Raw genomic sequence first — 25354 nt, forward strand, 5'->3', positions numbered from 1 at the left:
AATGAATAACGTCAAACGCACTGCACTGCTCGGTATGTCCTGCTTGGGCGCCTTGCTCACGGTCACCCAGGCCCAGGCCGAGCCGACGCTTTACCTCGGCATGAACGGCGGGACCATGGAGCGGCTCTACGCCGACAAGGTGCTGCCGGTGTTCGAGAAAGCCAATAACGTCAAAGTGGTGATTGTGCCCGGCACCTCCGCCGATATCCTGGCCAAGGTCCAGGCCAGCAAAGGCAACCCGCAGATGCACGTGATGTTCCTCGACGACGGCATCATGTACCGCGCCATCGCCATGGGCCTGTGCGACAAACTCGAGGACAGCCCGACCCTGGCGCAGATTCCGGCCAAGGGCCGTATCAAGGACCAGGCCGTGGCGGTCAGCCTCGGTGTCACGGGGTTGGCGTACAACACGCGATTGTTCAAGGAAAAAGGCTGGGCCGCGCCGACCTCGTGGATGGACATGGCCGACCCGCGTTTCAAGGACAAACTGGTATTCCAGTCGATGGCCTCGTCAACCTTCGGCCTGCACGGTTTCCTGATGTTCAACCGGATTCAGGGTGGCAGCGAAACCGACGTCGAACCCGGCTTCAAGGCGTGGCCGAACACTGTCGGGCGCAACGTGCTGGAATACATTCCGAGCTCGGCGAAGATTTCCGAAATGCTCCAGACCGACGAAGCGGCGCTGTTCCCGCTGACACCGACGCAAGTCACGGCGCTGAAACTCAAAGGCATGCCGATCGAGTACGCGCAACCGAAGGAAGGCGCGGTGGTGCTCAACGTTGCCGAATGCGCCATCGCCAACAACACCCAGCCGGAACTGGCACAGAAACTCGCCGCGTTTCTGCTGACGCCCGAGGCGCAAGCCGCTGCGCTTGAAGATGGCGATCAGATCCCGTCCAACCCGAATACCCCGACCACCGACAAGACTCGCGGCCAGGTCGAGGCGATGAAGCAGTACCTGACAACGGCGATTGCCATCGACTGGGATCAGGTCAACGAACAGCGCCCGGCGTGGAATGCGCGGTGGAATCGCAGTATCGAGCGGTAGGCAACTGACGCGGCACTGTCAGTAAAACAATGCAAAACCCTGTGGGAGCGGCGGTGCGACTTGCCCGCTCCCACTGGTCCGCGCCAAGTAACAAACTTCACCGCCAGCCCCCCCCGTTTTGCACCCCGCACTTGTCTACACAACTGGCAGCCAATTTCCCGTATTGGTTACACTACGCCGCCGCAGCTCGGTGAGCCTGCCTGACGATAACGGGGTGATATCAGTGGCCGTTCGACCGCCTGACCGTTCGCGATTCACACCACGCTGGCCTGCGCTGCGCCGCCTCTTCGGCAAGGCATCGACCGCCTCCGCCAGTCATTGCGCGACGGGACGCGCCGTCCATGACTACTTTCGCCACAAGGCTCATTCCCAGGGTTACACACTCAGCCACAGCCAACAGCGCGTGATCGACTGCATGGCGCAGCACGCCGCGGTACTGCTTGGTACTTCATCGAAACCATTGCCGGGGCTTTACCTGCATGGCGCCGTCGGTCGCGGAAAGAGCTGGTTGCTCGACGGTTTTTTCCAGGCCCTGCCCATCGCGGAAAAACAGCGCCTGCACTTTCATGAGTTTTTCGCCCGCCTGCACCAGGGCATGTTCAGTCATCGCGACCACCCTGATGCGCTGGCGACCACGCTGGACGAGCTGCTGAGCGATTGCCGGGTCCTGTGCTTCGACGAGTTTCACGTCCATGACATCGGCGATGCAATGCTCATTACGCGGTTGTTCAAGGCCCTGTTCCGCCGCGGCATCCTGCTGTTGGTCACGTCGAATTACCCACCCGAAGGTTTGCTGCCCAACCCGCTCTACCATGCGCGTTTCAAACCGGTGATCGACTTGATCAACGCCCGCATGCAAGTGATGGAAGTCGGCGGCCCTCACGATTACCGCAGTCAGGCGAGACATCACGCCCAGCAGCTGTTTACCCAAGGCCACTACATTTGGCCGGCCACCGTGGCACAGCGTCAGGCGTTCAACCTGCCCGAACCCGACGCGCCGGCCATTGCTCTGCCCGTCGGGGCTCGACATCTTCCAGCCCGGTATTGCGAAGGACGCACCATCGGATTCACCTTCGCCGACCTGTGCGACCACCCCACCGCGGTCATGGATTACCTGGAACTGTGCCGCCGTTTCGATCACTGGATCATCGACGGGCTGCCCAACCTCGCCGACTGCCCGATCGCCGCGCAGCAGCGCTTCATCAATCTGGTGGACGTTTTGTATGACCAGGACAAGCATTTGATCCTGCTGGGCCAGCGGTCGTTGCGCGAGAACCTGGGCGGCGATGCCATTGATCTGGCACGCACCCGCAGCCGGCTGGGGCAGTTGGTGGAGGTCAGGGAACCGGTCTGACCACAGGGCTTGCTCGCGCAGAGTTCCTGACCGTCACCGCATCTTTACCGCTATCATGTCGCCCTTTTTCAGGCCCCCGCGCCCTACCTTCGATCAATAGCGAATCTGTTCATGGATACCCTTGCGCAACTGCGCGCCGGCCTGCTGGCTGGCTCCACTCGCCTGGACCTGGCCGCCGGCCTGACGGAATTCCCCAGGGAAATCCTCGACCTCGCGGACTCGCTCGAGGTGCTCAACCTCAGTGGCAACGCCTTGAGCGCCCTGCCGGACGACTTTCACCGCCTGACCCGTTTGCGTGTGTTGTTCTGCGACCGCAACCATTTCAGCGAGTTGCCCGCCTGCCTTGGCCGGTGCGCCGCGCTGACCATGCTCGGGTTCAAGTCCAACCGCATCGAAACCGTACCGGGCGCTGCGCTGCCACCGCTGTTGCGCTGGCTGATCCTCACGGACAACCGCATCAGCGAACTGCCCGCCGAACTGGGTGAACGTCCCCACCTGCAAAAGCTGATGCTGGCCGGCAATCGATTGCAGCGCTTGCCCGAGAGCCTGAGCAATTGCCATCGCCTCGAGCTGACCCGCATCGCCGCCAACCAGTTGACCGAACTGCCCGAATGGCTGCTGACCCTGCCAAGCCTGACCTGGCTGGCTTACGCCGGTAATCCGTTGGAAACAGAGGCGGATGCGGCCGTGCTCGAGGCCACGCCGACGATTCCCTGGTCGCAGCTCAGTCTGGAACAACAATTGGGAGAAGGCGCCTCCGGGGTCATTCATCAGGCGTTGTGGAAACAGGCAACGCCGGTCGCGGTGAAACTCTACAAGGGTGAAATGACCAGCGATGGCTCGCCGCTGCACGAAATGAACGCCTGCATGACCGCCGGTCTTCACCCTAACCTGATCCGGGTCGAAGGACGGATCATCGATCACCCGCAGGCGCAGGCCGGGCTGGTCATGGAGCTGATCGAACCGAGTTATCGCAACCTCGCCGGGTTGCCGAGCCTGGCGTCCTGCAGCCGCGATGTCTACGCCAGCGACACCCGCTTCAGCGCTGGCGTGGCCCTGCGGATCGCCTGCGGCATCGCGTCGGTGGCCGAGCATCTGCACCGTCAGGGCATCACCCACGGCGACCTCTATGGCCACAACATTATGTGGAACGAACAGGGTGATTGCCTGTTAGGGGACTTTGGCGCAGCGTCTTTCCATTCGACGGAGGACAGCCTTGAAAGCCGTGCATTGCAACGGATCGAGGTGCGTGCGTTTGGGGTGCTGTTGGGGGAATTGCTGGAGCGGATCGATTCGGGGTTGAGCGATGAGGTGCATGAGCGGCTGGAAGATTTGCAGCAGCGTTGCAGTCAGCCGGATGTGCTGGCGCGGCCGGGGTTCAGCGAGATTGTGCGGGAGCTGGCCAGGTTGAACTGAAGGTAATACAAAACCTGTGGAGAGGGAGCTTGCTCCCGCTCGGTTGCGCAGCAGCCGCCGCTTTTGGGACGGCTTCGCCGTCCAGCGGGAGCAAGCTCCCTCGCCACACTTAGATCTCAGCGATGTGGTTTAACCGGCCAACCCGACAAACATGTCCTGCACGTCATCGTGGTTATCCAGGCCTTCCAGGAAAGCTTCAACTTCAGCCATCTGCTCGTCGCTCAAGCCGCTGACCGGGTTCTTCGGCTTGTAACCCAGCTTCGCCGACAACACGGTGAAACCCTGCTCGGGCAAGGCTTTCTGTACCGAATCCAGGTCGGTCGCTTCGGTGATGAACAAGGTTGCGCCGTCGTCGGCAGGCTCGAAATCCTGAGCGCCGGCTTCGATGGCAGCCATTTCCGGATCGGCATCCGGGCTGTCCGGGGACGCCTCGATCATGCCCACATGGTCGAAATCCCAGGCCACGGAACCGGACGCGCCCAATTGCCCCTTGCGGAACGCGACGCGGATTTCCGCGACGGTGCGGTTGATATTGTCAGTCACGCACTCAACGATCAGCGGCACCTGATGCGGAGCGAACCCTTCATACGTCACGCGATGGTATTGCACGGTTTCGCCGAGCTGGCCGGAGCCTTTCTTGATCGCACGTTCCAGGGTTTCGCGGGGCATCGAAGCCTTTTTCGCCTGTTCGACCACCAGACGCAGGTGTGCGTTGGTGGCGGTATCGGCACCGTTGCGCGCAGCGATGGTGATTTCCTTCACCAGTTTGCCGAAGATCTTGCCCTTGGCGTTGGCTGCCGCTTCTTTGTGTTTAACCTTCCACTGTGCGCCCATTACTCACTCTCTTATCTGTGGCGCCGAGACATCTATTGGCCGACGCTTTGTGCAAGTTTATACGGCCTAAAGTTGGCAATCGACCAAAAATTCCATCTCGTCGAATCGACATCTTCACCGCTGGTTGTAGGGCGATTCTGAAAATTCGATTTGCGGTGACTACAAGAGGCCACGGTTTCGTACCCTCTGCGCCCGTACTCCCTGGCAGAAGCGCGTTCGAATGCACAACGACAAGGAAAGTCCCTTCACCCTGACACTGCTGAACGATAACTTGAGTTTGCAGGCGTTGCAGTTCCATGGCCTTGAAACCCTCAACCAGCCTTACCGATTCGACATCGAAGTGATCGGCCTGGCGCCGGCCATGAGCCTGGATCGCCTGCTGCAACAACCGGTGTTCTTCAGCCTGGCGGAGGGCCGGGGCATTCACGGCATCATCCACTGCGCCACCCGCGAACATCGCGACCTGCACCGGGTCGGCTACAGGCTGGCGGTGGTGCCCTGGTTGCAAAACCTCGATCGGCAGCGTTGCCGCCGGGTATTTCATCAACTCGATGTGCCCGCCATCCTGCGCCAGTTGCTCGAAGAAAACGGCCTGCCTGAAGACAGCTACCGCTTTGAACTGCCGAACGGGCGCTATCCCGCCAGGCCCTTGTGCATTCAGTTCGATGAGACGGACCTGGCCTTCCTGCAACGACTCTGCGAAGAAGAAGGCATCCACTATCACTTCGAACATCAGCGGGACGGTCACGTGCTGGTGCTGGCAGACGACAGCCTGAGTTTCCCTCAAGAACCGTTGCTCCTGCCTTTTCACGGCGATGCGTCTCCTACTGTGAACGTGCCGGTGATCAGTGAATTGTTCCAGTGCCACACCTCGCACCCCCTCACCGCGCCCCTCGCCCCACATACGCTCGAACGCGACCAGCTCAGCCGCCGGACACTGGAACGCCTGCGCTGCCGGCATGGGCGGATGCAGGGCCAAAGCAACCAGAGCGCATTGCGCAGCGGACGAATCGTACAAGTGTCGGAACATCCGCTGCCGAACTTCAACGATCAATGGCTGCTGACCGAAATCCGGCATCAGGGCCGGCAGCCGTCGATTCTTGAGCGCAACGCAACCGACAGGGTGCGGCGTTACAGCAATCAGTTCACCGCCATTCCCTGGTCAACGGTATTCCGGCCCGCGCTCACACAGGCCAGACCCACCATTCCGGGTTTCCAGACGGCCCGGGTGCTGGGCCCAGTCGGCCAGCCAGCGGAGCTGGATGATCAAGGCCGGATAAAGGTCAGGTTATGGCCAACCCCGCAGACCAAGGAGGACGAGTCCAGCGGATTCTGGCTGCCCATGGTCGTCGTTGCGCCGGATGGCCGGATCGATCCGTCCAGGCTGCCGGTCGCCGGAACCGAGGTGCTCATCAGTTTTCTCGACGGTGATCCGGACCGCCCCGTGTTGTACGCCACCGCAAACAGCCCGCCTCGCCCCGTCCCGCACCCCAGGGGCGATGACCGCCTGCTGCTTGACTGGCTGGTCAACCGCAAAACCTGATCAGCCCTTGTCTGCCTTGCCGGCCGCCGCCGCGAATTTCGCCAGGCGCACATCCAGATGCCTTGGCCGGTGCCCGTGATCCTCGGCGCGCTCCTTGCGGCGGATGGCGTTGCGCACCATCAGCGAGCCCAGGTAGCGAATCGGCTCCGGCGGAAAAAAGCCCAAAGGACCGTTGACCAGCGGTGAACGGGTCCAGGCGTTGTCCAGCCCCTGGACCATCGAAGCGAGAATCTGCCCGCCCATATGGCACGGTCCGACTCCGCTGCCGGAATAACCAAAACCGTAAAACACATTGCCGTGGGCACTCATCTGACCGAAGAACGGCAGCCCTGTGACCGAGCGATCCGAAGGGCCGTTCCAGGTGGCCTCGACCTTGACCTCGGCAAACGCCGGAAAGAATTCGCTCAGGCTGTGCTTCAACACACCGGCATAGGGCGACGGCTGATCGAACACCGGCAGCATTCGCCCACCGTAGGCGAACGTGTTGCCGCCCTTGCCAAGCATGATCCGGCCGTCCGGGGTGTTGTGGTAGTAGTGCACGAAAATTCGCGAATCGAGCACCGTGACACCGCTGGTCAAACCGATTTCGTTGAGCAGATCCGGCCGTGGCTCGGTGATCAGCATGTCACTGGAGACAATCGCCACGCTGCGTTCGAACTGCGGGAACGCGCGGGCCATCCACGCGTTCATCGCCAGCACGACCCGGTCCGCGCGGACAGTGCCGTTCTTTGTTTGAATGCCTGCCGGCTTGCCCTCCTCCAGCCCGGTCATCGCAGTGTTTTCATGAATCCTCACACCCGACTGCAACGCAACCCGGCGCAAACCGCGCACGAGCTTGCCTGGCTGCACGCTCGCGGCGGCCGGAGAAAACCAGCCTTCCAGGTGTTTGCTCGACCCGGCCATGCGTTGTACATCCGCGACCGGCCGCTGAGTGAAGGAGTTGATGCCGTTGCGTTCGAGCGCTGCGATCACCGCGTCGGTCGAACCGCATTGAGCGCGGTTGGTCGCCGTGTAGAGCGTGCCGTCGAGGCGGTAATCGGCGTCCACGCCGTACTGTTCGCAGAAGGTGCCAATCGCGTAAATGCTGCGCTCGGACTCCTTGACCAGACGTACCGCCTCTTCGACGCCGAACAACCTTTCCAGGGTGAAATACTTGGCCGACCACGACAGTGCACAACCGCCGTTGCGTCCACTGGCGCCGGCACCGCAGATGTCCGCCTCGATCAGCAACACATCCAGTTCCGGGTTCTGCTCCTTGAGCATGATCGCGGTCCACAACCCGGTGTAGCCACCGCCGACGATGCACACATCGGCGCGGGTATCGCCCACCAAGGGTTCGCACGGCGCGCAGGACTCGGCCGCCAGCGCCTGTTCCAGCCAGAAAGGTCTCATCGGTATTTCCTCAGGTACGCAGGGGTTTGACACTCATCGGCCGGTTAGGCACGAACGCACTTTTGGCCTGCAGGCCCGCCGGGCGGCTGTTCCAGTAAGGGATCAGCACCAGCGCAGAGAACAACGCGCAACCGGCGAAGATAATGAACACAGTGACCGAGTCGAAGTAACCCGGCAGCAAGCCGCCCAGAATCGCTCCGACCGAACCGCAACCGTTGACGAAGCCTGCCGACGTTGCGCCAGCCTTGGCCGTGCCGAAATCGATGGCTGCCGCGCCGCTGATCATCGAGTCCGGCCCGTACAGGGTCAGGCCCATGACGAACAACAACGCCACCACCAGCATCACACTGCCGGTGTGCAGTGCCCCCATGAACAACGCCAGGGAAACGGTCAGCGCCAACAGACTGAGCACGCAGGCCGGCATGCGCCGGGCACCGAACAGCTTGTCCGAAGCCAGCCCCAGCAAGATCGGCCCAAGCAGCCCGGCCAGTTCGAACGCCGTCGGAATGATCGCCGCACCGACTTTACCCACCGTCGGCATCTGCTCGAAAACGATCACCGGGCCCCACAGCAGAATCGCGTAGCGCGCCGGTTTCAGCAGGAAATACGCGAGACCGAGAATCAGCACCGTGCGATTGCGCAGGATTTCCTTCAGCGGTTCCAGCACGCTGATCTTGCTTTGAGCATGCGCCTCCTCGGCGGTCAGCTCCGGCTCAGGCTCCACCGCCGGCAAGCCGACGTCTTCCGGTTTGTTGCGTTGGAAAATAAAAAACAGCACGGCGACCAGCCCAACCACCGCCGCACTGGAAATGAACGCCGCGTGCCAGCTGCCGATGAGCGTGTACGCCCACCAACCGGCAAACGGCGAAGCCACGAGCCCGCCAAAGGCGTAGCAGGAACTCCATAGACCGAGCACCCGCCCGCGCTGTTCGGCGGGAAAGAAACTGCCGATGTTCTTGCACAACCCTGACCATCCGGTGGACTGGGCCAGGCCTTGAATCAGCATGCAGGTGGCGAAAATCGGTAACGTGGCAAAACTGCCCATCACCAGCGCGGCGGCGGCGGAAATCAGCAAACCGCCGAGCACCACGACCCTCGGGCCAAAACGGTCGGCAAGGATGCCCCAGGTGAATTGCCCGATGGCATAAGCGGCGAGGTAGATGGCGTCGAGGTTGGCCATGGCCATTTTGTCGAGGGTGAACGTGGGGTCTTCGGCGATCCCCAGTTTGGCCACGGAAAACGCTTTGCGGGTGAAGTAGAAAGCGGCGTAGGCGAGCCAGGTGATCGCGAAGATCTGCACGCGCCAACGCTTGATGGTGCCGATGTGCTTGTTCATTGTGGTTCTGACCTCAGGGTGTGAGTGTGCCGGCAGAATTTGAGAAATAACGCCTGTGTTTTTATTGTTGAGCACTGCGATATCGCTGCGTCCCTGAGGCGATACCGGTCAGATGAGTTCTGCAATTACACGCGCAGGCTCATGGTCACGGAGGCTGTTCGACCAACCAGTCACCGCAACTGAGGCCGATAAAAACAATTACTGATTAATAAGTGAAATCGATTTATCGTATTTCCAATATAAGCTCAGCTTGTTACTGGAGGTTTCGATGTCGGTTTCCCACGCCCAGCTCAAAGCCTTCCACGCCGTGGCTGTTCACGGAAGCTTTACCAAAGCCGCCGAGCGGCTTTTCCTCACGCAACCGGCGATTTCCGACCAGGTGCGCAAACTCGAAGAACGCTTTGGCGTGTTGCTGTTCCACCGCAACAAACGCTCGGTGCGCCTGACCGATCTGGGCGAACGCTTGCTCGGAATCACCCAGCGACTGTTTGTGATTGAGGCCGAGGCGCAGGAGTTGCTGCAGGACTCCCAGGCGTTGCAGACCGGCAGCCTGATCCTGGCGGTGGATGCGCCGGTCCACGTCCTGCCGCAGATCGCGCGGTTCTGCGAGCGCTATCCCGGCATCAGCGTGAAAATCGAAACCGGCAACACCGATGAATCGCTGTTTCGGCTGTTCAACTATCAGGCCGACCTGGCGTTGCTCGGGCGGGAGGTCAGCGATGAACGATTGATCTCGGTCGCGCTGCGTAACGACCCGATGGTGGCGTTTGTTTCACGCAATCATCCGTGGGCCGACCGCGAGTCGATCTGCCTGGCCGACCTCGACGACACCCCGCTGGTGCTGCGGGAAATCGGCTCGGTGACGCGTCAGACGCTGGAGGAGGAAATGGCCCGGGCGGGGTTTCGCATTCGTCCGGCGATTCAGGTCGAAGGTCGGGAAGCGGCGCGTGAGGCAGTGGTCGTGGGGATTGGCGTGGGCGTGGTCTCGGCCGCGGAATTTGGCGCGGATTCGCGGGTGTGTGCGTTACCCATCACCGATTGCACACGGCGGCTGACGGAGACACTGGTGTGCTTGCGCGAGCAGAGTTCACGGCGGGTGGTGGCGACGTTTCTGGACATGGTTCGCGAGAGTTTGAAGTGAACGCACGGCGCCCTTGTAGGAGGTGGAAAAGGCTGCGATCTTTCGCACTTCAAGCGAGGCGCCAAGAAACGAATCCAATCCCTCATGGAAGCCGGAAAACAATGAAGACGACACAACGCATATCGATGCTTGCCGGGCTGCTCGCCCTCTCGTTTGGCGCTCAGGCAGAGCCATCGCATCTGGACAACATCATTCAGCAAGGCCAACTGCGCGTTTGCACCACCGGGGACTACAAACCCTATACCTTCAAAGCAGAGAACGGCGAATACTCGGGAATAGACATCGCCATGGCCCGCTCGCTGGCCGACAGCCTCGGCGTCAAGGTCGAGTGGGTGCAGACCACCTGGAAAACCCTGATGCCCGACTTGCTCGCGGGAAAATGCGACATCGGCATGGGCGGGATTTCGGTCACGCTGGAGCGGCAGAAAAAAGCGTTCTTCAGCACCACGCTGGACGTCGACGGCAAAATCCCCCTCGTGCGCTGCGAGGATCAGGCGCTGTACCAGACCGTCGAGCAAATCAACCAGCCTTCGGTTCGACTGGTCGAACCGGCCGGTGGCACCAATGAAGCCTTCGTTCACGCCTTCCTGCCCAAGGCGCAATTGAGCCTTCACGATAATGTGACCATCTTTCAGGAGCTCCTGGACAAGAAGGCCGACGTGATGATTACCGATGCGTCGGAAGCGCTGTATCAGCAGAAACTGAAACCTGGATTGTGCGCGGTGAATCCGGGGCAGTTCATGCAGTATGGCGAGAAGGCTTATTTGCTGCCGCGTGATGACATGACTTGGAAGTTGTATGTGGATCAGTGGTTGCATCTGGCCAAGGTGACGGGGAAGTACCAGAAGGTCTTGGGTGAATGGATTGCGACGCCTGAGAGCAAATAGCAGTCCACGCTGGCAACGCCTGCGTTCGACTGCGCAGTAGTGGCCCCCTCGGAGAACACGCAACGGCAGGAATACCGCGCCGTTGCGTCACACTCTAGTCGTCGTGCAACAACCCCGAGCTGTACTCGCCGAAGCTGTTACCGAGCGCACTGCCATGGAAATTCAACTGACTGTGATTATTGGTAGGGCCAGGGCCAAAGCCGGCAGATGGCTGGAGGTCTTCTGAATAATTGCGTTGGGTGCTTACCCCCGAACAGGCGCTCAACAGCAACGCACCACCGATCAGCAAGGTTTTGGCGAGGTTTGAGATCATTTTTCCGTTTCCTGTGGGCTGGGGCGTGGTGATGTGAGCTTTGCTCGTCATCGTAGGCCCGGAAGCCGCTGCGCATTATGAAACTTTGCAGGGCGACAGCATTGGTTCAGCTGCTGCGGTTTGTTGATGCTAAAAAAGCGCCTCCCCTTAAGAAACTGTCAAAAGAGCATCACCACGGACTCGGTGATTCTCAGCGACTTCGCAATGCTTTGCTGCATACCGTTGCGTGATGGCTGTGATGTTCTGGATGTCGTTGCGCGACGTATGGATGCCGAAAAGTCCTGACGTCACAAAGGGGCGCCCTCCCCGGACGCCCCTTCGAACTCATGGATCACCCGAGCACGCGCTCAGAAACAAGCACCGACGATCAGCACGACGTTGATGATCTTCAAGATCAACTTGCAGTTCTTTGCGGGTACATGAGGGAAAACGAACGAAGTCTCGGCCAAACATAATGGCTTGTGAAATTTCATACGCTGCCGGAAACTCCCCCCGCAACATTGGCCACTGGCCTGCAGCATGCAAAAAACGCGATACCAAGCACACGGAAAGAAAATCTGGTCGATACCTCGACCGAGCGCCACCCGAAAAAAGGACAGAACATGAGCAACACGGATGAATTGCAAACCGACAACGCCAGCCCAAAATGGAAAGAGCGTTTCGCTTTTTTCAATCAGAACGGCAGCCCCAAAAGTCCAAACTTCAGTTCGGCGCTCAAGCAACTACCGACCCGAAAGCGCATGCTGATCAATATAAACTTCATCGCTATTTTCTTCGGGCCGATTTATCTTTTCGTGCTAGGTCTGTGGAAAAAGAACCTGGCACTCATAGCGATCATCGTTGGCATCTCCTTCGGCCTGACGATCATCTTTGCAATCCTCGGCTATGAAATGCCCAAAGCCCTAGGCAGCGGCCTGAACGTCGTCTTTGCACTGATGTATGGGTTGAGCGCCAACTATGCCTACTACCTGAAACAGGTAAAAGGTTCGCAAGGCTGGAACCCTTTCGAAGGGTTGAAAATCGTCTAAACGAACTCTCGGGAGCGAAATGCCCCCTGCAGAGTTCAGTTGTTCCCTTACCTTGCATCAGCTTTTCGACTGCTCTGGACTAGCACCCCGTTATTGAAATGACGGGGTTTGGTTCTCTTAACCATGCAATCTCGTCGCCCTATCGTCGAATTCCTCTCATGCCGTTGTTCAGATACCAGCGCTTAGTCGACTTGGACCTATTGCGTCCCTCCTGCACGCTAGCAACTGGCCAGCGCATCACTATTCGCATGCCACACACAGCTGATCAAGCTTAGTCATACAACTCTGGCTCATCATCTCCCATCGCATGCCCAGACATGACTTCACGAACCATTTTTCAGAACAAGTCTGATACAGTCGTCCCCGTTAAATTCGTTGACAGGGAGTCAAGTATGGCAAAGCCAGCTGCACGTATCACCGACCCAACCAGTTGTCCCATCCCAGGGCACGGCTCCAAAGCTATCGCCTCCGGTTCTCCTGATGTGTTCTTCGACGGTCTTGCAGCCGCTCGCAAAGATGACACGTGTACCTGCGGTAGTGCGTTAGCCTCGGAAGTGTCCGGCACAGTGTTTATCAATGGCAAAAATGCCGCACTGGTCGGCACTGTCGGTACCCATGGCGACGTCGTGATCGGCGGTTCGGGTACAGTCATCATCGGAAGCGCCCATACCCCTGCCCCCTTTATTCCCCCTACGCCCATGGTCATTCACGGGAACTGGATTGGCTTTAAGATTCCCGCAGAAGAAAGCTATGAAGGATTTGCTTGCACGGCTCACTTTGACGATGGGTCTTCCATGCCCGGCGTCTTTGACGCAAACAACTCGGTCAAATTTTCCAACCCGACTGGAAGGGCATGCCATACCTTGGCATTTGCCCAACACGAGAACACCTGCACAACCACAGGTATCGACGGACTGCTGAACGACATTTTGGGATAAGGATATTCTCGTGACGGAACCGAACCTGGTAACCGGAAGTTATGTTGTCAAAAGCGAACATACGCTCGACCGGTCTCCCCTTGAGATGGCGGTTGCAGGCATGGAGGGGGCGGCCAGCCGTTTTTCCATCGATGCCATCAAGGACGAGCGCGTCCGTGCTAGCTACGAGGGAAATATTCGACGAATGTCGCAGCAGATATTCGCTGAGGTCAGAGCCGGCAATATCAGCGTTGAGGACGCGACAAAATTCAGCAATGAGATGCGCAACAAAATCATGTTCGAACACCGCAAGCTGACCTCTGCTCAGGGCCTGGCCATCGTGCAAAAAAAGAAGAAAACTGGGAAAACACACAGCGAAATCCTGAACGGAAAATCTCAAACTCAGTTCAACAAAAATTACGAACAACTTTCTAAGGCTCAACAGAAAGAAGTCTTGTACAAAGCTCTAGAGCGGTCTGGCAGTGCCAATGCCAAGTTCACTTCTGGCACCAAAATCATGTCCGTTATGGGCAAGGTTGGCATCATCATGACAGCGGTGCTTGCCACTTACCAAATACTGAACGCAGACGACAAGGCCAAAGAAACGGCCCGTCAAGCCACCATCCTGGGTGGTGGTGCGGCAGGGGGGGTTCTGGCGGGCTTGGGCATATCCGCTCTTTGTGGTCCTGGAGCTCCGGCCTGTGCCATAGCCGTTGTTCTCATTGGAAGCATTGCCGGTGGCATTGCTGGCGGGGTCGCGGCTGATACGTTCGACGCAGAGCTAGAGGAGCTGGCCCATTGGGACATATTTTGACTCCTGCGGAACGAGCGAACATCCAGATTGCGCTGGCAGAGGCCTTTGTAGACAGCGTTGTCGACTACGCCTCTATCGCAGAGCGAATCCGGGGCTATGACCCAAAGGTCGTTGAAGACATCTTGTACTCAGAGGTCGCGCCCGTGTGTTTCAGCAACCTTGAAACGCCCGTCCCTCCTGTTTGGACCGGTTTTCAGGATGAATGGTTACTGGATGAAATAGCCAAAGAACTCAAAGCGCGAGAAAGCAGTTGGCTACGACGTAGCTTCGACCGGTTAAAAGTTACATGGCTACGTTACAGCTACGGTTACATCTGGAAGGAGATCATGAAATTTCATCATTTTCAGTCATTGTAGCCCCCATAAGAATAGCCTCAGCCGGCGCAATAGAGCTTCTGAGATAGGGATTCGAACCCCGCGCTTGGACACCACCACCCTCCTTGCTCATTCGCCATTGAGCGAACTCCACCAGTTTTTGGCTGGTCAGCGCCGAGTCGCCGAGCTCGCCCAGCCAGGTGTCCTTGATAGCATTCAGCGTTGCGCTTTTGGTTTTGCCCAACGGACGGATCTTTTCGTACTCGTCCAGGTACTGCTCAATCATCTTCTTGACCGTCACACCCTTACGGTTAGCGCGTGCAATGGCACCAGGCTCGGCCAACTCCGTCTCGCGGCGCTTGATCCAAGCCTGGGCGACCTGCTTACGGTCGAACGTCTGGCTTTCCTGATAAACTGTCTTCCCGTCCCGATTGATCCGTATCTGCGCCGCGTAGGCCGTCGAATTGTCCTTGCGCTTGCGTGATGTGATCGTGCCCATTTCCAGTTGCTACATTGCCGAATTCGCTTGCTACATTTTAGCAACCGACTTCAGAAACAAGGAAAAATGGGTAAAAACCGCTGTATAAAAGATCAGTATCAATGAATTTCGAAAATCCTGAAGCCCCCGCAATCACTAGCCCTGCCCGCTCTGAACCGTCCCGTCGCTTCAGCGTTGCCCCGATGATGGATTGGACTGACAGACATTGCAGGTACTTCCTGCGCCTGCTTTCCAAGCACGCCCTCCTCTACACCGAAATGGTCACCACCGGCGCGCTGCTCAACGGCGATCACGACCGCTTCCTGCGTCACAACGAAGCCGAACACCCGCTCGCCCTGCAACTCGGCGGTAGCGTTCCGCTGGACCTGGCCGCTTGCGCGCGCATGGCGCAGGAACACGGTTACGACGAGGTGAACCTGAATGTCGGCTGCCCGAGTGATCGGGTGCAGAACAATATGATCGGCGCGGTGTTGATGGGGCATCCGCAGTTGGTGGCGGATTGTGTGAAGGCGATGCGCGATGCGGTGTCGATTCCGGTGACGGTGAAGCATCGGATCGGGATCAACGGACGGGACAGTTACGAGGAGTTGTGTGATTTCGTCGGCACGGTTCGCGATGCCGGGTGCACGAGTTTTACCGTGCATGCGCGGATTGCGATTCTGGAGGGGTTGTCGCCGAAGGAGAACCGCGACATTCCGCCTCTGCGGTATGACGTGGCGGCGCAGTTGAAGAAGGATTTTCCGGAACTGGAGATTATTCTCAACGGCGGGATCAAGACGCTGGAGGCCTGTCACGAGCATTTGCAGACGTTTGATGGCGTGATGCTGGGGCGCGAGGCGTATCACAATCCTTATGTCATGGCCGAGGTGGATCAGCAACTGTTCGGCAGCACGGCGCCGGTGATCGGCCGGGCCGAGGCGCTGGCGCAATTGCGACCTTATATAGCGGCGCATATTGATGCGGGCGGTTCCATGCACCACATCACCCGGCATGTGCTGGGGCTGGGCACCGGGTTTCCGGGGGCGCGCAAGTTTCGGCAGTTGTTGTCGGTGGATATTCACAAGGCCAAGGAACCTTTGGTGTTGCTGGATCAGGCGGCGGAGTTGCTGGAAGGACGCTAAAGGTCACCCGGGTTGAACCTGCGCCCGGATTTGGCATCGTATTTACGGACACCGCGCCCCGCCATTCAAACAGCCGTTTTCAGGTTGTTGCCGCTGGGGCCTTCGATACGTACATGCGCCCTTGAGTGGCTGTCAGCGCTCGGGTAATGTCATTAGACCCATAGGACAGAGCACGCCCATGACTTCCAAGCTGGAACAACTCAAACAGATGACCACCGTGGTTGCCGACACCGGCGACTTCGAAGCGATTGCTCGCGTTAAACCGGTGGACGCTACCACCAACCCTTCCCTGCTGCTCAAAGCGGCGGCCATTCCCGCTTATGCCGAGTTGCTGAACGCTTGCGTCAACGACTGCAAGGGCGACGTGGGCCTGGCCAGCGACCGTTTTGGCGTTGCGGTAGGACAAGAGATTCTGAAGGTGATTCCGGGCCGTATTTCCACTGAGGTGGATGCGCGCCTGTCGTTCGACACTGACGCCGTATTGAAGCGTGCGCACCGTCTGATCGAGCTGTACGACAAGGCAGGCATCGGCCGTGACCGCGTGCTGATCAAGATCGCTTCCACCTGGGAAGGTATCCGCGCTGCCGAGATTCTGGAAAAAGAAGGCATCCAGACCAATCTGACGCTGCTGTTCTCGTTCGCCCAGGCGGCCGCGTGCGCCGATGCGGGTGTGTTCCTGATTTCGCCGTTCGTGGGCCGGATCTACGACTGGTACAAGAAGGCCAACGGCAACGACTACACCGGTGCGGATGATCCGGGCGTGCAGTCGGTGACGCGCATTTACAACTACTACAAGGCCAATGACTACAAGACCGTGGTCATGGGCGCGAGCTTCCGTAATCTGAATCAGATCGAGCAGTTGGCCGGGTGTGACCGTTTGACCATCAGCCCTGACTTGATCGACAAGCTGGCGGCGGACACAGGCAAACTGGAGCGCAAACTCGCTCCGGGTCATGCCGGCGAAGCGCGCTTGAACCTGAATGAAGCGCAGTTCCGTTGGTTGTCGAACGAAGATGCGATGGCAACCGAGAAACTGGCTGAGGGGATTCGTCAGTTTGCCCGTGATCAGGAGAAGCTTGAGTCGCTGTTGCAGGCCAAGTTGTGATGTAGTTTCGACGCCATGCAAAAAGGGCGAACCCATTGGGTTCGCCCTTTTTTTGTGCGGCTTTGAGGCAGATCAAGAACGGTGGCGAGGGAGCTTGCTCCCGCTCGGCTGCGCAGCAGTCGTAAAGCGATTAACCGGGATCTGGCTGACCCAACGAGGTGGATGTTTCAGGGCCGCTTCGCAGCCCTGCGGGAGCAAGCTCCCTCGCCACAGGGATCAGTGACGCTCTAGGGCATTCACCAGATCATGGAACGCTTCACGATTCGAATCGTTCAGCCCCATCAGGATCTTGTGTGCTTCAAGCACCTTGATCCGCACCACTTCCTCGGACTGATCCTGGTCTGGCAGGTCGGTCAGGCATTCAGGGCACGGGATCGGGCGGTCAACGATGTTGAACACCTGCTCGAAGCCCATGGACTGAAGCAGACGGGTGATGTCTTCGTGGGTGGTGACGACGGTCGGCAGCAGGCCGACCTTTTGCCGCGACAGGATCGACAGTTTGGCCAGCAGGCCAAGGGTAGTGCTGTCGATGCTGCGGGTTTCGGTCAGGTCGATCACGATCGCGTTGAAGTTCAACGCCGTGAAGATCCGCTCAATAGTCGCATCCAACGCCGAACACAGGGTCAGGCGAACTTCACCGACGAACTTCAGGACAAAGGTGCCGTCCTGCTCGGCGAACTGGATTCTACCGGTACTCATTGAAGATTCCTGCTCAACACCAACAGGGCGATATCATCCGGCATCTCCCCTAGCGTGGCCAATCCAAAAACCTGCCGCAGCCCATCCAGGGTGCCGCCCGCTGCCTTGACCCGCTGGGGCAAAGCCGCTTCTTTTTCTTTGAGTGTAGGCTCTGGCAAAAGGTCCAGAATGCCATCAGACATCAGCGTCAGGCTGAACGTCGGCGGCAGTTCCAGCACGTGGTCTTCGTAGGTGGCTTCATTGAAGAGGCCCACCGGCAGGCCACGCCCTTCCAGATAACGGACACTGTCTGGCGTGTACAACACAGGCAACGGCAAATGACCGCCGATGCTATAGGTCAACAAACCTGTCTCCTCGTCGATGACTCCACCGACCATTGTGACGTGTTTACCCAGCTTACAACTGATCAGGCCCCGGTTGATATGACCAAGGACCTCTGAAGGCTTGAATTCCGGCAATGTGCCGTTGCGCTTGGATTCGAACAGCAAGCGCGTGGTCATGAATTTCAGCAGCACGGTAACGAAGGCTGAAGAGGCGCCATGGCCGGAAACGTCCGCCAGGTAGAACGCTACCCGACGCTCGTCGACCCGAAAGTAGTCGACGAAATCACCCGACAGGTACAGCGACGGGATGATCTGGTGAGCAAACTGGAACTCGTCGATGGTCCACGGGCTGACCGGCAGCATGTTCATCTGCACCTGGCGACCGGCGTTCTGGTCTTCCTGGAGCAGGTTCAGGCTGGCTTCGAGCTCGCGATTGGCCTTTTCCAGCTTCTCGCGATAGCGCTGGTTTTCCAGCAGCAGGCGCGCGCGATCCAGGGCCCGGCGCACGGAGTGCTCGAGCACAGCCAGATCTTCGAGAGGCTTGATCAGGTAATCCGCTGCGCCCAGGCGCAAGGCCTCGACCGCGTCGTTCATCACGCCGGCACCCGACACCACAATCACAGGGGTTTGCGGTGACCGCTCGGTGACCTGGCGGATGAGTTCGAGTCCGCCCATCTGCGGCATGCGAAGATCGCAGATGACCAAGTCGGGCTTGTCTTGCTCGAATACCTGAAGACCCTGCTGGCCATTGCTGGCCTGCAAGACGCTGAAACCACTGTCTTCCAAATAGGCGGCGAGGCTCGCGCGCACTACTTCGTCATCATCGATTATCAGCAGCGTGGCACTGGTTTTTGGCATGTGGGCAAACGGCGCCAGAATTAGGTTGGCGTAGCAGGCTGGGCAATTGACCCCGCGCACACTACTGGATTCGCTTTCTAGCCTCTCTGTTGCACCGCTTTCGGGCATTCACCCTACTCGCAGGCACACCAGAGGTGCCCTTCTAAGGCGCAGACGGTACTCCCATCCGCGGGGCGTTTCAAGCTCACGCCGATGGTCGCTTGACGTCTTTACTTGTCAAATCACCGGGAGTTATAAGAACAGGCAAAACCGTAACCCAATGGAAGGACCAAGCCCATGAGTCAAACCGATCGGGACTACAGCGAAAAGCGTGATTTCATCCGCATGCGGGTGGATGCCGACGTTGCGCTGATTCATGAAGGAGACGAGGTTGCAGGCGTCTGTATCGACCTTTCCAGCAGTGGCATGCAGGTTGAGGCGCCTCGTTTGTTCAAGGCAGGTGATCGCCTTAGCGTACGGATCGATTCCGATCATGCGGCACTCAAAGGCCTCGAGGCCGACACCGAAGTGGTGTGGGTCAAAGAACAGGACGGCGGCAGTCAGAAACTCGGCCTTACAATCTTGAAGATGAAATAACCGGGATCCAAAACCAAAGAAGGCGGCCAACAGGCCGCCTTCTTCGTTTTACCGGTCGTGATCAGAAATCGTCTTCGACCTGACCGTCCTTGACTTTGAATTCGCGGTTCTGCAAGTACGCATTGCGGATGAAGGTGTACTTGTCGCCAGTGATGAGCTTCTCGGCGGACAGAAGGCTGGCGCGGGTATCGACAATGTTCAGACCGAAGATCGAGTTACGCACCGGCACATCGTGAATGTACGGGTATGGGCCGGTGTAGCCATCGACGTATTTCGCCGGCGCATCACGCAGAGTGCTTGGGCCGAGAAACGGCAGCATCACGTACGGACCGCTGCCTACGCCCCAGTAGCCCAACGTCTGACCGAAGTCTTCGTCGCTGCGATTCAGGCCCATTTTGGTGCCCACGTCGAAGAAGCCCAGCACGCCAAAGGTGGTGTTGAAGATCAAGCGCGCGGTATCGACCCCGGCGGCGGCCGGTTTGGCCTGCAAGATGTTGTTGGCAAGGTTGGTGACATCACCGACGTTGCGGAACATGTTGTGGATGCCGTCTTCGAGAAACTGCGGGGTGACGAACTGGTAGCCCTGCGCCAAAGGCTTCAGTGCATAGGTGTCGACCACGTCGTTGAATTTGTAGATGGGACGGTTGATGCTTTCCCAAGGGTCATCTTCCGTGGCTGCCTGGGCAACGAACGGAGCCAGTAAGGCACTGGCGCATACACAAAGCTGAGCTAGATGATTGCTCCAGCGCATAGAAAACTCCTTGGTTTGTACTGGCGCGGGCGTCTTGGCCCGGGCATTAAGCTGGCTAGTATAAGATGGAAAAGCCGCTTTAGGCAGTATCGTGCGTGATGGCCTTCGGATGATTCGCCCTGAGTGTAAGTGATTCACATCTATGTCATCCAACTGTCACCGGCCGCGCATAGCCTTGTCGCTATTTCAAGGACGTTGACATGCCGCACGCCGAAACCTTGCCCCTCGCCACGCCCAGCCTGACCGCCGTCTTGTTCGGCCTCAGCGGTTGCCTGGTGGATTTCGGCGCCCGGACGCGTCAGCACGGCGTCCACTGTGCCGAGCACGCTGAGGTCACCCCGGGCGCCCTGGATAGTTTGCACAGCTTGCAACGTCAGCAGATTCCCTGCGCCTGGCTCGACGAACTCACCCCTGCCCTTAGCCATTCCCTGGCCGCCGCTCTGCCGGAATGGATCAAACCTTCGCAACACCCCGCAACAATCAATCCCTGGCCCGCGCCGAATGCGTGCTGGCAAGCCTTGATGGCGTTGAATGTCGAGCGCCTGGATGGCTGCGTGCTGGTCAGCGGCGAACCGCGACTGCTGCAGTCGGGCCTGAATGCCGGGCTGTGGACGATTGGCCTGGCCTCCTGCGGCTCGCTCTGCGGGCTGGCGCCCAGCGAATGGCAGGCTTTGAGCCAGAAAGAACGCGAACACCTGCGCGGCAAGGCGACAGTGCAGTTGTTCGGTCTGGGCGTGCATTCGGTGATCGATCACCTGGGCGAACTCGACACTTGCCTGGCCGATATCAGCCTGCGTCGTCTCAAGGGTGAAAAGCCCTGACCGGGATCATGCAGGTTTCGCGCGAGTGGATTAATCTAAAGGTCAGCCATAGACCTTTGGCGCACTGCCGCGGTCTATGCCAGTGCCTATCGATAAAAGGAAGAACGCCATGCCTGCCCGCGAACTGCAACAACAGCTCAACACTCTGCGCGAGCAACTGGAACAGAATCCACCGCTGACCGAAGCCGAGCGCGAAGACCTGCATGCGCTGATGCAACAGATCGAACTTGAGCTTGAGCTGGAAACCAAAACCCAGGACACCAACCTCGCCGACAATGTGAATCTGGCCGTAGAACGCTTCGAAATTGAGCACCCTACCTTGGCCGGCACACTGCGCAACATCGTGCACGCCTTGGGCAGTATGGGGATCTGAACCCGCCGGATACAAAAAAGCCCCGCTATCGCTAGCGGGGCTTTTTCATATCTGCGATTTGTAACGCAATCCCTGTGGGAACGAGCCGGCTCGCGATTGCGGAGTGTCAGTCAACATCAATGCTGAACGAGCTGGACTCATGGCGAGCAAGCTCCCACATTGGTACTTTATTGACGGACCAGACGGTGGTTCGGCAATTGGATGTCTTCAGTGCTGCGATACGGATTGATGTCCAACCCGCCACGCCGTACGTAGCGCGCATACACCGTCAGCTTCTCCGGCTTCAGCAACCGTTGCAGGTCGAGGAATATCCGCTCCACGCATTGTTCATGAAAGTCCGAGTGCTGGCGAAAACTCACGATGTATTCCAGCAAACTCGCATGGTCCAGCGCCGCGCCACGGTATTCCACCGCCACGCTGCCCCAGTCCGGCTGGCTGGTGACCGGGCAATTGGACTTGAGCAAATGACTGTGCACGCTTTCCTCGACAATGCGCGACTCGTCGCAACGCAGCAGCTCCGGCCGCGGATGCTCGTAGTTGCTGACGCTGATCTCCAGGTCATCGATGCACACGCCCGGCAGCGCCACGACGCCTTCGGCTTCAACGTGTTTCAGGCTGCGAATCCGCACGCCAACCGGTTTACCCGCCGCAGCGGACAGGTCTTTCACCAGCGTCGCTTCAAGGCTCGCGGTGTCGACAAACGGCGTCTGGTTCAGCGAATTGAGGTACAGCTTGAACGACTTCGATTCGATGATGTTCGGCGAATCCGCCGGGATGCTGAATTCGCCGATCGCCACCACAGGCTTGCCGGACGGCAACAGCCACGACAGCTCGAAGCAGTTCCAGAAATCCACGCCCTTGTACGGCAGGGTTTCAGCCGTCAGACCCAGCTCTGCCCATTTCGCGGTGCGCGGGATCGGAAACAGCAAGGACGGCGTGTACGTGGCGATGTATTCGCTGGATTTGCCCAGCGGCGAGTGTTCGGCTGCGGGATGCATGGCGGAAACCTGACTGAAGAATCAGCGGATTCTACCAGCCTTTGTGCCCGCCTTTGAGTGCTTACTGACTGACAGTCAACTTGCCGACCATGCCTGCCTGATAATGGCCAGGGATATTGCAGGCAAATTCCAGGCTGGTGGCCTTGGTGAAGGTCCAGGTCAGCTCCGCGGTTTTGCCAGGTTCAACGAGGACGCTATTCGGGTCGTCGTGTTTCATCATTCCGTGATCCATGCCAGCCATCGAACCGTGGCCCATTTCCTTCATGCCTGTAGGCGTGAGCATGCCGCTCTGATGCATCTTCAACATTTCCTGCTGATGTTTTGCATGCATCGCCGCATCGCCGAGGTTGAATTCGTGCAGCAACTGGCCTTTATTGACCAGAACAAAGCGAACTGTCTCACCCGCCTTGAAATCGATGGCCTTGGGGGTGAACGACATGTCGCCCATCACCACTTCGACGCTTCGATCAGCCTTTGCAGCCGGGGCCGGTTGACCGAAGTCGTAGGTTTGCGCCGGCGCTGCCCACGCCGGTGAGCTCAGCGCCAGCAGACACGCGACCAGCATCAGAGGTTTGCGCAAAAACATAGTCGTACTCCAACAAGATAAGGTTCAGCCTGTGGAAAACTTTAAACTGCCGCCACTGCCCACAACCTGACAGCCAGATTACAACTTTGTCAGGTTGGCCTGTATTGACGCTGCCCACGGTATAAAGCGTTCGTTCCACTTGCCTCGAGTCGCCCATGAAACTGCTGATCGTCGAAGACCAACCGAAAACCGGCCACTACCTGCGCCAAGGCCTGGCCGAGGCCGGTTTCAACACGGAGCTGGCGGCTGACGGCAGCACCGGCCAGCAATTGGCGCTGAGCGGCGATTACGCGCTATTGATCCTCGATGTGATGCTGCCGGGGCGCGATGGCTGGCAGATCCTGCAAGCCGTGCGCAGCGCCGGCCTCGACACGCCGGTACTTTTTCTGACGGCACGAGATGCGGTGGAGGACCGGGTCCACGGCCTCGAACTCGGCGCCGACGATTACCTGGTCAAGCCGTTCGCCTTCTCCGAACTGCTGGCCCGGGTTCGCAGCCTGTTGCGCCGTGGCAGTGCCGCGCCTCAGGAAACCAACCTGCAACTGGCCGATTTGCGCCTGGATCTGATCCGCCGCCGCGTCGAGCGCAGCGGCCAACGCATCGACCTGACCGCCAAGGAATTCGCCCTGCTGGAAATGCTCCTGCGACGTCAGGGCGAAGTGCTGCCCAAGTCGCTGATCGCGTCCCAGGTCTGGGACATGAATTTCGACAGCGACACCAATGTCATCGAAGTCGCCATCCGCCGCTTGCGCCTGAAGATCGATGATGAGTTCCCGAACAAGTTGATCCACACCGTGCGCGGCATGGGTTATGTCCTTGAAGAGCGTCCTGCCTGATGCGCCGACTGTCCTTGAGCAGCCGCCTGGCGCTGCTGTTTGCCGCCTGCACCGCCGTGGTTTCATTGTTCGCCGGGGTGTTGTTCAGTCGCGCCAGCGAGGCGCACTTCGTTGAGCTGGACCAGCAATTGCTGAGCGGCAAGTTGATTGGTTTGCGTCGAGCGCTTCACGATCTTCAGTCCAGCGAAAGCGAAGTCAGGCTGGCGGAAGAATTGAACCGTCAGGCGGATCTTTCACTGAGGATTACCGGCAGCGACGGCCAGCGTTGGTATGACAGTTCGACGCGCTTGCCCGACAAGCTGCCGCACAAACCGGGCTTGTCGACCATCAATGACAACGACACCGACTACCGCGTCCTGAATGCGCCGTTGTTTGTGGACAAGCCTGACTCACCGCAATTGACCCTGCTGCTGGACATCACCCATCACCAGCATTTTCTGCAGCGCATGCAACACCTGATCTGGCTCACCGTGGGTTTGTCGGCCCTGGCCACGGCGCTGCTCGGTGCCTGGGCGGCGCGCAGCGGTTTGCGTCCATTGCGCCGCATGAGTGCGGTCGCACGCGGTGTTTCGGCGCAATCGCTCAACGCGCGCCTGCCCGAAGACGACATGCCGCCAGAACTCGCGGAAATGGCCCACCACTTCAACGCCATGCTCGGACGCCTCGACGACTCGTTTCAGCGGCTCTCGGCATTTTCTGCCGACATCGCCCATGAGCTGCGCACGCCGCTGTCGAACCTGCTGACGCACACCCAGGTCACCCTCACTCGCCCGCGCCCCATCGAGGATTACCGCGAAGCGCTGCACAGCAACCTCGAAGAAGTGCAATGGATGGCGCAACTGGTCAACGACATGTTGTACCTGGCCAAGGCTGACCATGGATTGTTGATGCCAAAACGTGAACAGCTGGAACTGGCGGAAGAAGCGGATGTGTTGCTGGAGTTTTTTGCACCGCTGGCCGAGGACGCCCAAGTGACGTTGAGCCGCGAAGGCACCGCGCGCCTGGTGGGAGACCGGAGTATGTTGCGCCGGGCGCTTTCGAATTTGCTGGATAACGCGCTGCGGTTCACGCCGGCCAAGGGTGAGGTCAGGGTGCGGATTGTTGAGCGACCAGAAGGTTTGAGCCTGACGGTTGAGAACAGCGGCGATGGGATAGACGGGGTGTTGCTACCGCGACTCTTCGATCGCTTCTACCGGGCGGATCCGGCTCGACAAGAAGGCAGCAGTGAACATGCGGGGTTGGGATTGGCGATTACCCAGTCGATCGTTCGTGCCCATGGCGGGCAGATTCGTTGCGAATCGGCCGATGGATGGACCAGGTTTGTGATCGAGTTGCCAAAGAGAGATTGAGGCAAGCAGTCTGGCCACATCGCGAGCAGGCTCGCCCCCACAGTAGATCGAGTTCAATCACACCGTAGTGCACGACTCATAACCCTGTGGGAGCGAGCCTGCTCGCGATGGCAGTACAACTG

The 25354-nt window shown here is 58.9% G+C and carries 26 protein-coding genes and 2 pseudogenes; 18 read left to right on the top strand and 10 right to left on the bottom strand.

Features of this window, described 5'->3' with window-relative positions; genetic code table 11:
- Position 1: 1 nt before the first annotated feature.
- The 3 genes from B723_RS26515 (at position 2) to B723_RS26525 (ending at position 3818) form a co-directional block, all read left to right on the top strand.
- The gene (locus B723_RS26515) at positions 2 to 1048 is read left to right on the top strand and encodes an ABC transporter substrate-binding protein (protein WP_017339845.1); all 1047 of its coding nucleotides are present in this window, start codon (positions 2 to 4) and stop codon (positions 1046 to 1048) included.
- A 223-nt stretch (positions 1049 to 1271) separates the two neighbouring features.
- Positions 1272 to 2402 carry a cell division protein ZapE gene (gene zapE / locus B723_RS26520; protein ID WP_017339846.1) on the top strand — a complete coding sequence of 377 codons (1131 nt, stop codon included), beginning with the start codon at positions 1272 to 1274 and terminating at the stop codon, positions 2400 to 2402.
- Positions 2403 to 2513: 111 nt separating this feature from the next.
- Positions 2514 to 3818: a protein kinase gene (locus B723_RS26525; protein ID WP_017339847.1), complete on the top strand. Its 1305-nt coding sequence runs from the start codon at positions 2514 to 2516 to the stop codon at positions 3816 to 3818.
- A 129-nt stretch (positions 3819 to 3947) separates the two neighbouring features.
- Here the strand turns inward: B723_RS26525 and B723_RS26530 are convergent, their stop codons facing one another.
- Positions 3948 to 4652 carry a YebC/PmpR family DNA-binding transcriptional regulator gene (locus B723_RS26530; protein ID WP_008029612.1) on the bottom strand — a complete coding sequence of 235 codons (705 nt, stop codon included), beginning with the start codon at positions 4650 to 4652 and terminating at the stop codon, positions 3948 to 3950.
- A gap of 220 nt (positions 4653 to 4872) precedes the next feature.
- On the opposite strand from B723_RS26530, the gene B723_RS26535 reads away from it, so the two are divergent.
- Positions 4873 to 6195, top strand: coding sequence for a type VI secretion system Vgr family protein (locus B723_RS26535; protein ID WP_017339848.1), 1323 nt, complete (start codon positions 4873 to 4875; stop codon positions 6193 to 6195).
- Here B723_RS26535 and B723_RS26540 read toward each other — a convergent pair whose 3' ends face one another.
- Both B723_RS26540 and B723_RS26545 read right to left on the bottom strand, forming a co-directional pair.
- On the bottom strand, positions 6196 to 7593 hold the full coding sequence (locus B723_RS26540; RefSeq protein ID WP_193393034.1) for an FAD-dependent oxidoreductase: 1398 nt from the start codon (positions 7591 to 7593) through the stop codon (positions 6196 to 6198).
- 4 nt (positions 7594 to 7597) lie between these two features.
- Positions 7598 to 8923: an MFS transporter gene (locus B723_RS26545; RefSeq protein WP_017339850.1), complete on the bottom strand. Its 1326-nt coding sequence runs from the start codon at positions 8921 to 8923 to the stop codon at positions 7598 to 7600.
- Positions 8924 to 9191: 268 nt separating this feature from the next.
- Between B723_RS26545 and B723_RS26550 the strand changes: the two genes are divergently transcribed.
- Both B723_RS26550 and B723_RS26555 read left to right on the top strand, forming a co-directional pair.
- Positions 9192 to 10064, top strand: coding sequence for a LysR family transcriptional regulator (locus B723_RS26550; protein WP_017339851.1), 873 nt, complete (start codon positions 9192 to 9194; stop codon positions 10062 to 10064).
- A gap of 125 nt (positions 10065 to 10189) precedes the next feature.
- A complete protein-coding gene (locus B723_RS26555; RefSeq protein ID WP_017339852.1) occupies positions 10190 to 10951 on the top strand; it encodes a transporter substrate-binding domain-containing protein in 762 nt (253 codons plus the stop codon).
- 94 nt (positions 10952 to 11045) lie between these two features.
- Here B723_RS26555 and B723_RS26560 read toward each other — a convergent pair whose 3' ends face one another.
- Complete coding sequence (locus B723_RS26560; protein WP_017339853.1) at positions 11046 to 11264, bottom strand: hypothetical protein; 219 nt, start codon at positions 11262 to 11264, stop codon at positions 11046 to 11048.
- A gap of 168 nt (positions 11265 to 11432) precedes the next feature.
- Between B723_RS26560 and B723_RS33840 the strand changes: the two are divergent.
- From B723_RS33840 to B723_RS26580, 5 genes and pseudogenes are all read left to right on the top strand, one after another.
- Positions 11433 to 11549: pseudogene (locus B723_RS33840) on the top strand (short-chain dehydrogenase); the annotation flags it as partial.
- Positions 11550 to 11866: 317 nt separating this feature from the next.
- Complete coding sequence (locus B723_RS26565; RefSeq protein ID WP_017339855.1) at positions 11867 to 12292, top strand: DUF2628 domain-containing protein; 426 nt, start codon at positions 11867 to 11869, stop codon at positions 12290 to 12292.
- A 392-nt stretch (positions 12293 to 12684) separates the two neighbouring features.
- A complete protein-coding gene (locus tag B723_RS26570) occupies positions 12685 to 13230 on the top strand; it encodes a PAAR domain-containing protein (RefSeq protein ID WP_017339856.1) in 546 nt (181 codons plus the stop codon).
- Positions 13231 to 13240: 10 nt separating this feature from the next.
- Complete coding sequence (locus B723_RS26575; protein ID WP_017339857.1) at positions 13241 to 14023, top strand: hypothetical protein; 783 nt, start codon at positions 13241 to 13243, stop codon at positions 14021 to 14023.
- Positions 14008 to 14379, top strand: coding sequence for a DUF7079 family protein (locus B723_RS26580; RefSeq protein WP_031319042.1), 372 nt, complete (start codon positions 14008 to 14010; stop codon positions 14377 to 14379). The genes B723_RS26575 and B723_RS26580 overlap by 16 nt, the downstream gene beginning before the upstream one ends.
- Before the next feature lie 58 nt (positions 14380 to 14437).
- Here B723_RS26580 and B723_RS26585 read toward each other — a convergent pair.
- Positions 14438 to 14836 (bottom strand): annotated as a pseudogene (locus B723_RS26585) (integrase); the annotation flags it as partial.
- 101 nt (positions 14837 to 14937) lie between these two features.
- Between B723_RS26585 and dusA the strand changes: the two are divergent.
- Together dusA and tal are read left to right on the top strand one after the other, a co-directional pair.
- Positions 14938 to 15957, top strand: a complete 1020-nt coding sequence (gene dusA / locus B723_RS26590) for a tRNA dihydrouridine(20/20a) synthase DusA (protein ID WP_017339860.1) — start codon at positions 14938 to 14940, stop codon at positions 15955 to 15957.
- Between the two features lie 178 nt (positions 15958 to 16135).
- The gene (gene tal, locus B723_RS26595; protein WP_017339861.1) at positions 16136 to 17062 is read left to right on the top strand and encodes a transaldolase; all 927 of its coding nucleotides are present in this window, start codon (positions 16136 to 16138) and stop codon (positions 17060 to 17062) included.
- 216 nt (positions 17063 to 17278) lie between these two features.
- Here the strand turns inward: tal and rssC are convergent, their stop codons facing one another.
- Positions 17279 to 17761: an anti-sigma factor antagonist RssC gene (rssC, locus tag B723_RS26600; RefSeq protein ID WP_007935262.1), complete on the bottom strand. Its 483-nt coding sequence runs from the start codon at positions 17759 to 17761 to the stop codon at positions 17279 to 17281.
- Positions 17758 to 18942, bottom strand: a complete 1185-nt coding sequence (rssB, locus tag B723_RS26605; RefSeq protein WP_017339862.1) for a two-component system response regulator RssB — start codon at positions 18940 to 18942, stop codon at positions 17758 to 17760. Before rssB ends, rssC begins: the two co-directional genes overlap by 4 nt.
- Before the next feature lie 276 nt (positions 18943 to 19218).
- Here rssB and B723_RS26610 point away from each other — a divergent pair, with 276 nt between their 5' ends.
- Positions 19219 to 19518, top strand: coding sequence for a PilZ domain-containing protein (locus B723_RS26610; protein ID WP_017339863.1), 300 nt, complete (start codon positions 19219 to 19221; stop codon positions 19516 to 19518).
- 61 nt (positions 19519 to 19579) lie between these two features.
- Here the strand turns inward: B723_RS26610 and B723_RS26615 are convergent, their stop codons facing one another.
- Positions 19580 to 20269, bottom strand: coding sequence for an MlaA family lipoprotein (locus B723_RS26615; RefSeq protein ID WP_017339864.1), 690 nt, complete (start codon positions 20267 to 20269; stop codon positions 19580 to 19582).
- A 200-nt stretch (positions 20270 to 20469) separates the two neighbouring features.
- Between B723_RS26615 and B723_RS26620 the strand changes: the two genes are divergently transcribed.
- Positions 20470 to 21090 (top strand): hypothetical protein, encoded by a 621-nt coding sequence (locus B723_RS26620; RefSeq protein ID WP_017339865.1) that lies wholly within the window; start codon positions 20470 to 20472, stop codon positions 21088 to 21090.
- A 109-nt stretch (positions 21091 to 21199) separates the two neighbouring features.
- Complete coding sequence (locus tag B723_RS26625) at positions 21200 to 21463, top strand: DUF4404 family protein (protein ID WP_017339866.1); 264 nt, start codon at positions 21200 to 21202, stop codon at positions 21461 to 21463.
- A gap of 167 nt (positions 21464 to 21630) precedes the next feature.
- On the opposite strand, the gene queF is transcribed toward B723_RS26625, so the two are convergent.
- Entirely contained in the window at positions 21631 to 22461 is an 831-nt protein-coding gene (queF, locus tag B723_RS26630) for an NADPH-dependent 7-cyano-7-deazaguanine reductase QueF (RefSeq protein WP_017339867.1), read from the bottom strand.
- 61 nt (positions 22462 to 22522) lie between these two features.
- Positions 22523 to 23047, bottom strand: a complete 525-nt coding sequence (locus B723_RS26635) for a cupredoxin domain-containing protein (protein ID WP_017339868.1) — start codon at positions 23045 to 23047, stop codon at positions 22523 to 22525.
- 155 nt (positions 23048 to 23202) lie between these two features.
- Here B723_RS26635 and B723_RS26640 point away from each other — a divergent pair, with 155 nt between their 5' ends.
- Together B723_RS26640 and B723_RS26645 are read left to right on the top strand one after the other, a co-directional pair.
- Positions 23203 to 23883 carry a heavy metal response regulator transcription factor gene (locus tag B723_RS26640; protein ID WP_017339869.1) on the top strand — a complete coding sequence of 227 codons (681 nt, stop codon included), beginning with the start codon at positions 23203 to 23205 and terminating at the stop codon, positions 23881 to 23883.
- Complete coding sequence (locus B723_RS26645; RefSeq protein WP_017339870.1) at positions 23883 to 25232, top strand: heavy metal sensor histidine kinase; 1350 nt, start codon at positions 23883 to 23885, stop codon at positions 25230 to 25232. Before B723_RS26640 ends, B723_RS26645 begins: the two co-directional genes overlap by 1 nt.
- Positions 25233 to 25354 lie beyond the last annotated feature (122 nt).

This window comes from Pseudomonas fluorescens NCIMB 11764 (assembly GCF_000293885.2).
Classification (GTDB): Bacteria; Pseudomonadota; Gammaproteobacteria; order Pseudomonadales; family Pseudomonadaceae; genus Aquipseudomonas; species Aquipseudomonas fluorescens_B.

Excerpts from the sequence above, each read along its gene's own strand:
- B723_RS26515 (WP_017339845.1), top strand. The coding sequence starts at position 2 with ATGAATAACGTCAAACGCACTGCACTGCTCGGTATGTCCTGCTTGGGC.
- B723_RS26525 (WP_017339847.1), top strand. The coding sequence starts at position 2,514 with ATGGATACCCTTGCGCAACTGCGCGCCGGCCTGCTGGCTGGCTCCACT.
- B723_RS26530 (WP_008029612.1), bottom strand. The coding sequence starts at position 4,652 with ATGGGCGCACAGTGGAAGGTTAAACACAAAGAAGCGGCAGCCAACGCC.
- B723_RS26535 (WP_017339848.1), top strand. The coding sequence starts at position 4,873 with ATGCACAACGACAAGGAAAGTCCCTTCACCCTGACACTGCTGAACGAT.
- B723_RS26545 (WP_017339850.1), bottom strand. The coding sequence starts at position 8,923 with ATGAACAAGCACATCGGCACCATCAAGCGTTGGCGCGTGCAGATCTTC.
- B723_RS26550 (WP_017339851.1), top strand. The coding sequence starts at position 9,192 with ATGTCGGTTTCCCACGCCCAGCTCAAAGCCTTCCACGCCGTGGCTGTT.
- B723_RS26555 (WP_017339852.1), top strand. The coding sequence starts at position 10,190 with ATGCTTGCCGGGCTGCTCGCCCTCTCGTTTGGCGCTCAGGCAGAGCCA.
- B723_RS26560 (WP_017339853.1), bottom strand. The coding sequence starts at position 11,264 with ATGATCTCAAACCTCGCCAAAACCTTGCTGATCGGTGGTGCGTTGCTG.
- B723_RS26565 (WP_017339855.1), top strand. The coding sequence starts at position 11,867 with ATGAGCAACACGGATGAATTGCAAACCGACAACGCCAGCCCAAAATGG.
- B723_RS26570 (WP_017339856.1), top strand. The coding sequence starts at position 12,685 with ATGGCAAAGCCAGCTGCACGTATCACCGACCCAACCAGTTGTCCCATC.
- dusA (WP_017339860.1), top strand. The coding sequence starts at position 14,938 with ATGAATTTCGAAAATCCTGAAGCCCCCGCAATCACTAGCCCTGCCCGC.
- tal (WP_017339861.1), top strand. The coding sequence starts at position 16,136 with ATGACTTCCAAGCTGGAACAACTCAAACAGATGACCACCGTGGTTGCC.
- rssC (WP_007935262.1), bottom strand. The coding sequence starts at position 17,761 with ATGAGTACCGGTAGAATCCAGTTCGCCGAGCAGGACGGCACCTTTGTC.
- rssB (WP_017339862.1), bottom strand. The coding sequence starts at position 18,942 with ATGCCAAAAACCAGTGCCACGCTGCTGATAATCGATGATGACGAAGTA.
- B723_RS26610 (WP_017339863.1), top strand. The coding sequence starts at position 19,219 with ATGAGTCAAACCGATCGGGACTACAGCGAAAAGCGTGATTTCATCCGC.
- B723_RS26615 (WP_017339864.1), bottom strand. The coding sequence starts at position 20,269 with ATGCGCTGGAGCAATCATCTAGCTCAGCTTTGTGTATGCGCCAGTGCC.
- B723_RS26620 (WP_017339865.1), top strand. The coding sequence starts at position 20,470 with ATGCCGCACGCCGAAACCTTGCCCCTCGCCACGCCCAGCCTGACCGCC.
- B723_RS26625 (WP_017339866.1), top strand. The coding sequence starts at position 21,200 with ATGCCTGCCCGCGAACTGCAACAACAGCTCAACACTCTGCGCGAGCAA.
- queF (WP_017339867.1), bottom strand. The coding sequence starts at position 22,461 with ATGCATCCCGCAGCCGAACACTCGCCGCTGGGCAAATCCAGCGAATAC.
- B723_RS26635 (WP_017339868.1), bottom strand. The coding sequence starts at position 23,047 with ATGTTTTTGCGCAAACCTCTGATGCTGGTCGCGTGTCTGCTGGCGCTG.
- B723_RS26640 (WP_017339869.1), top strand. The coding sequence starts at position 23,203 with ATGAAACTGCTGATCGTCGAAGACCAACCGAAAACCGGCCACTACCTG.
- B723_RS26645 (WP_017339870.1), top strand. The coding sequence starts at position 23,883 with ATGCGCCGACTGTCCTTGAGCAGCCGCCTGGCGCTGCTGTTTGCCGCC.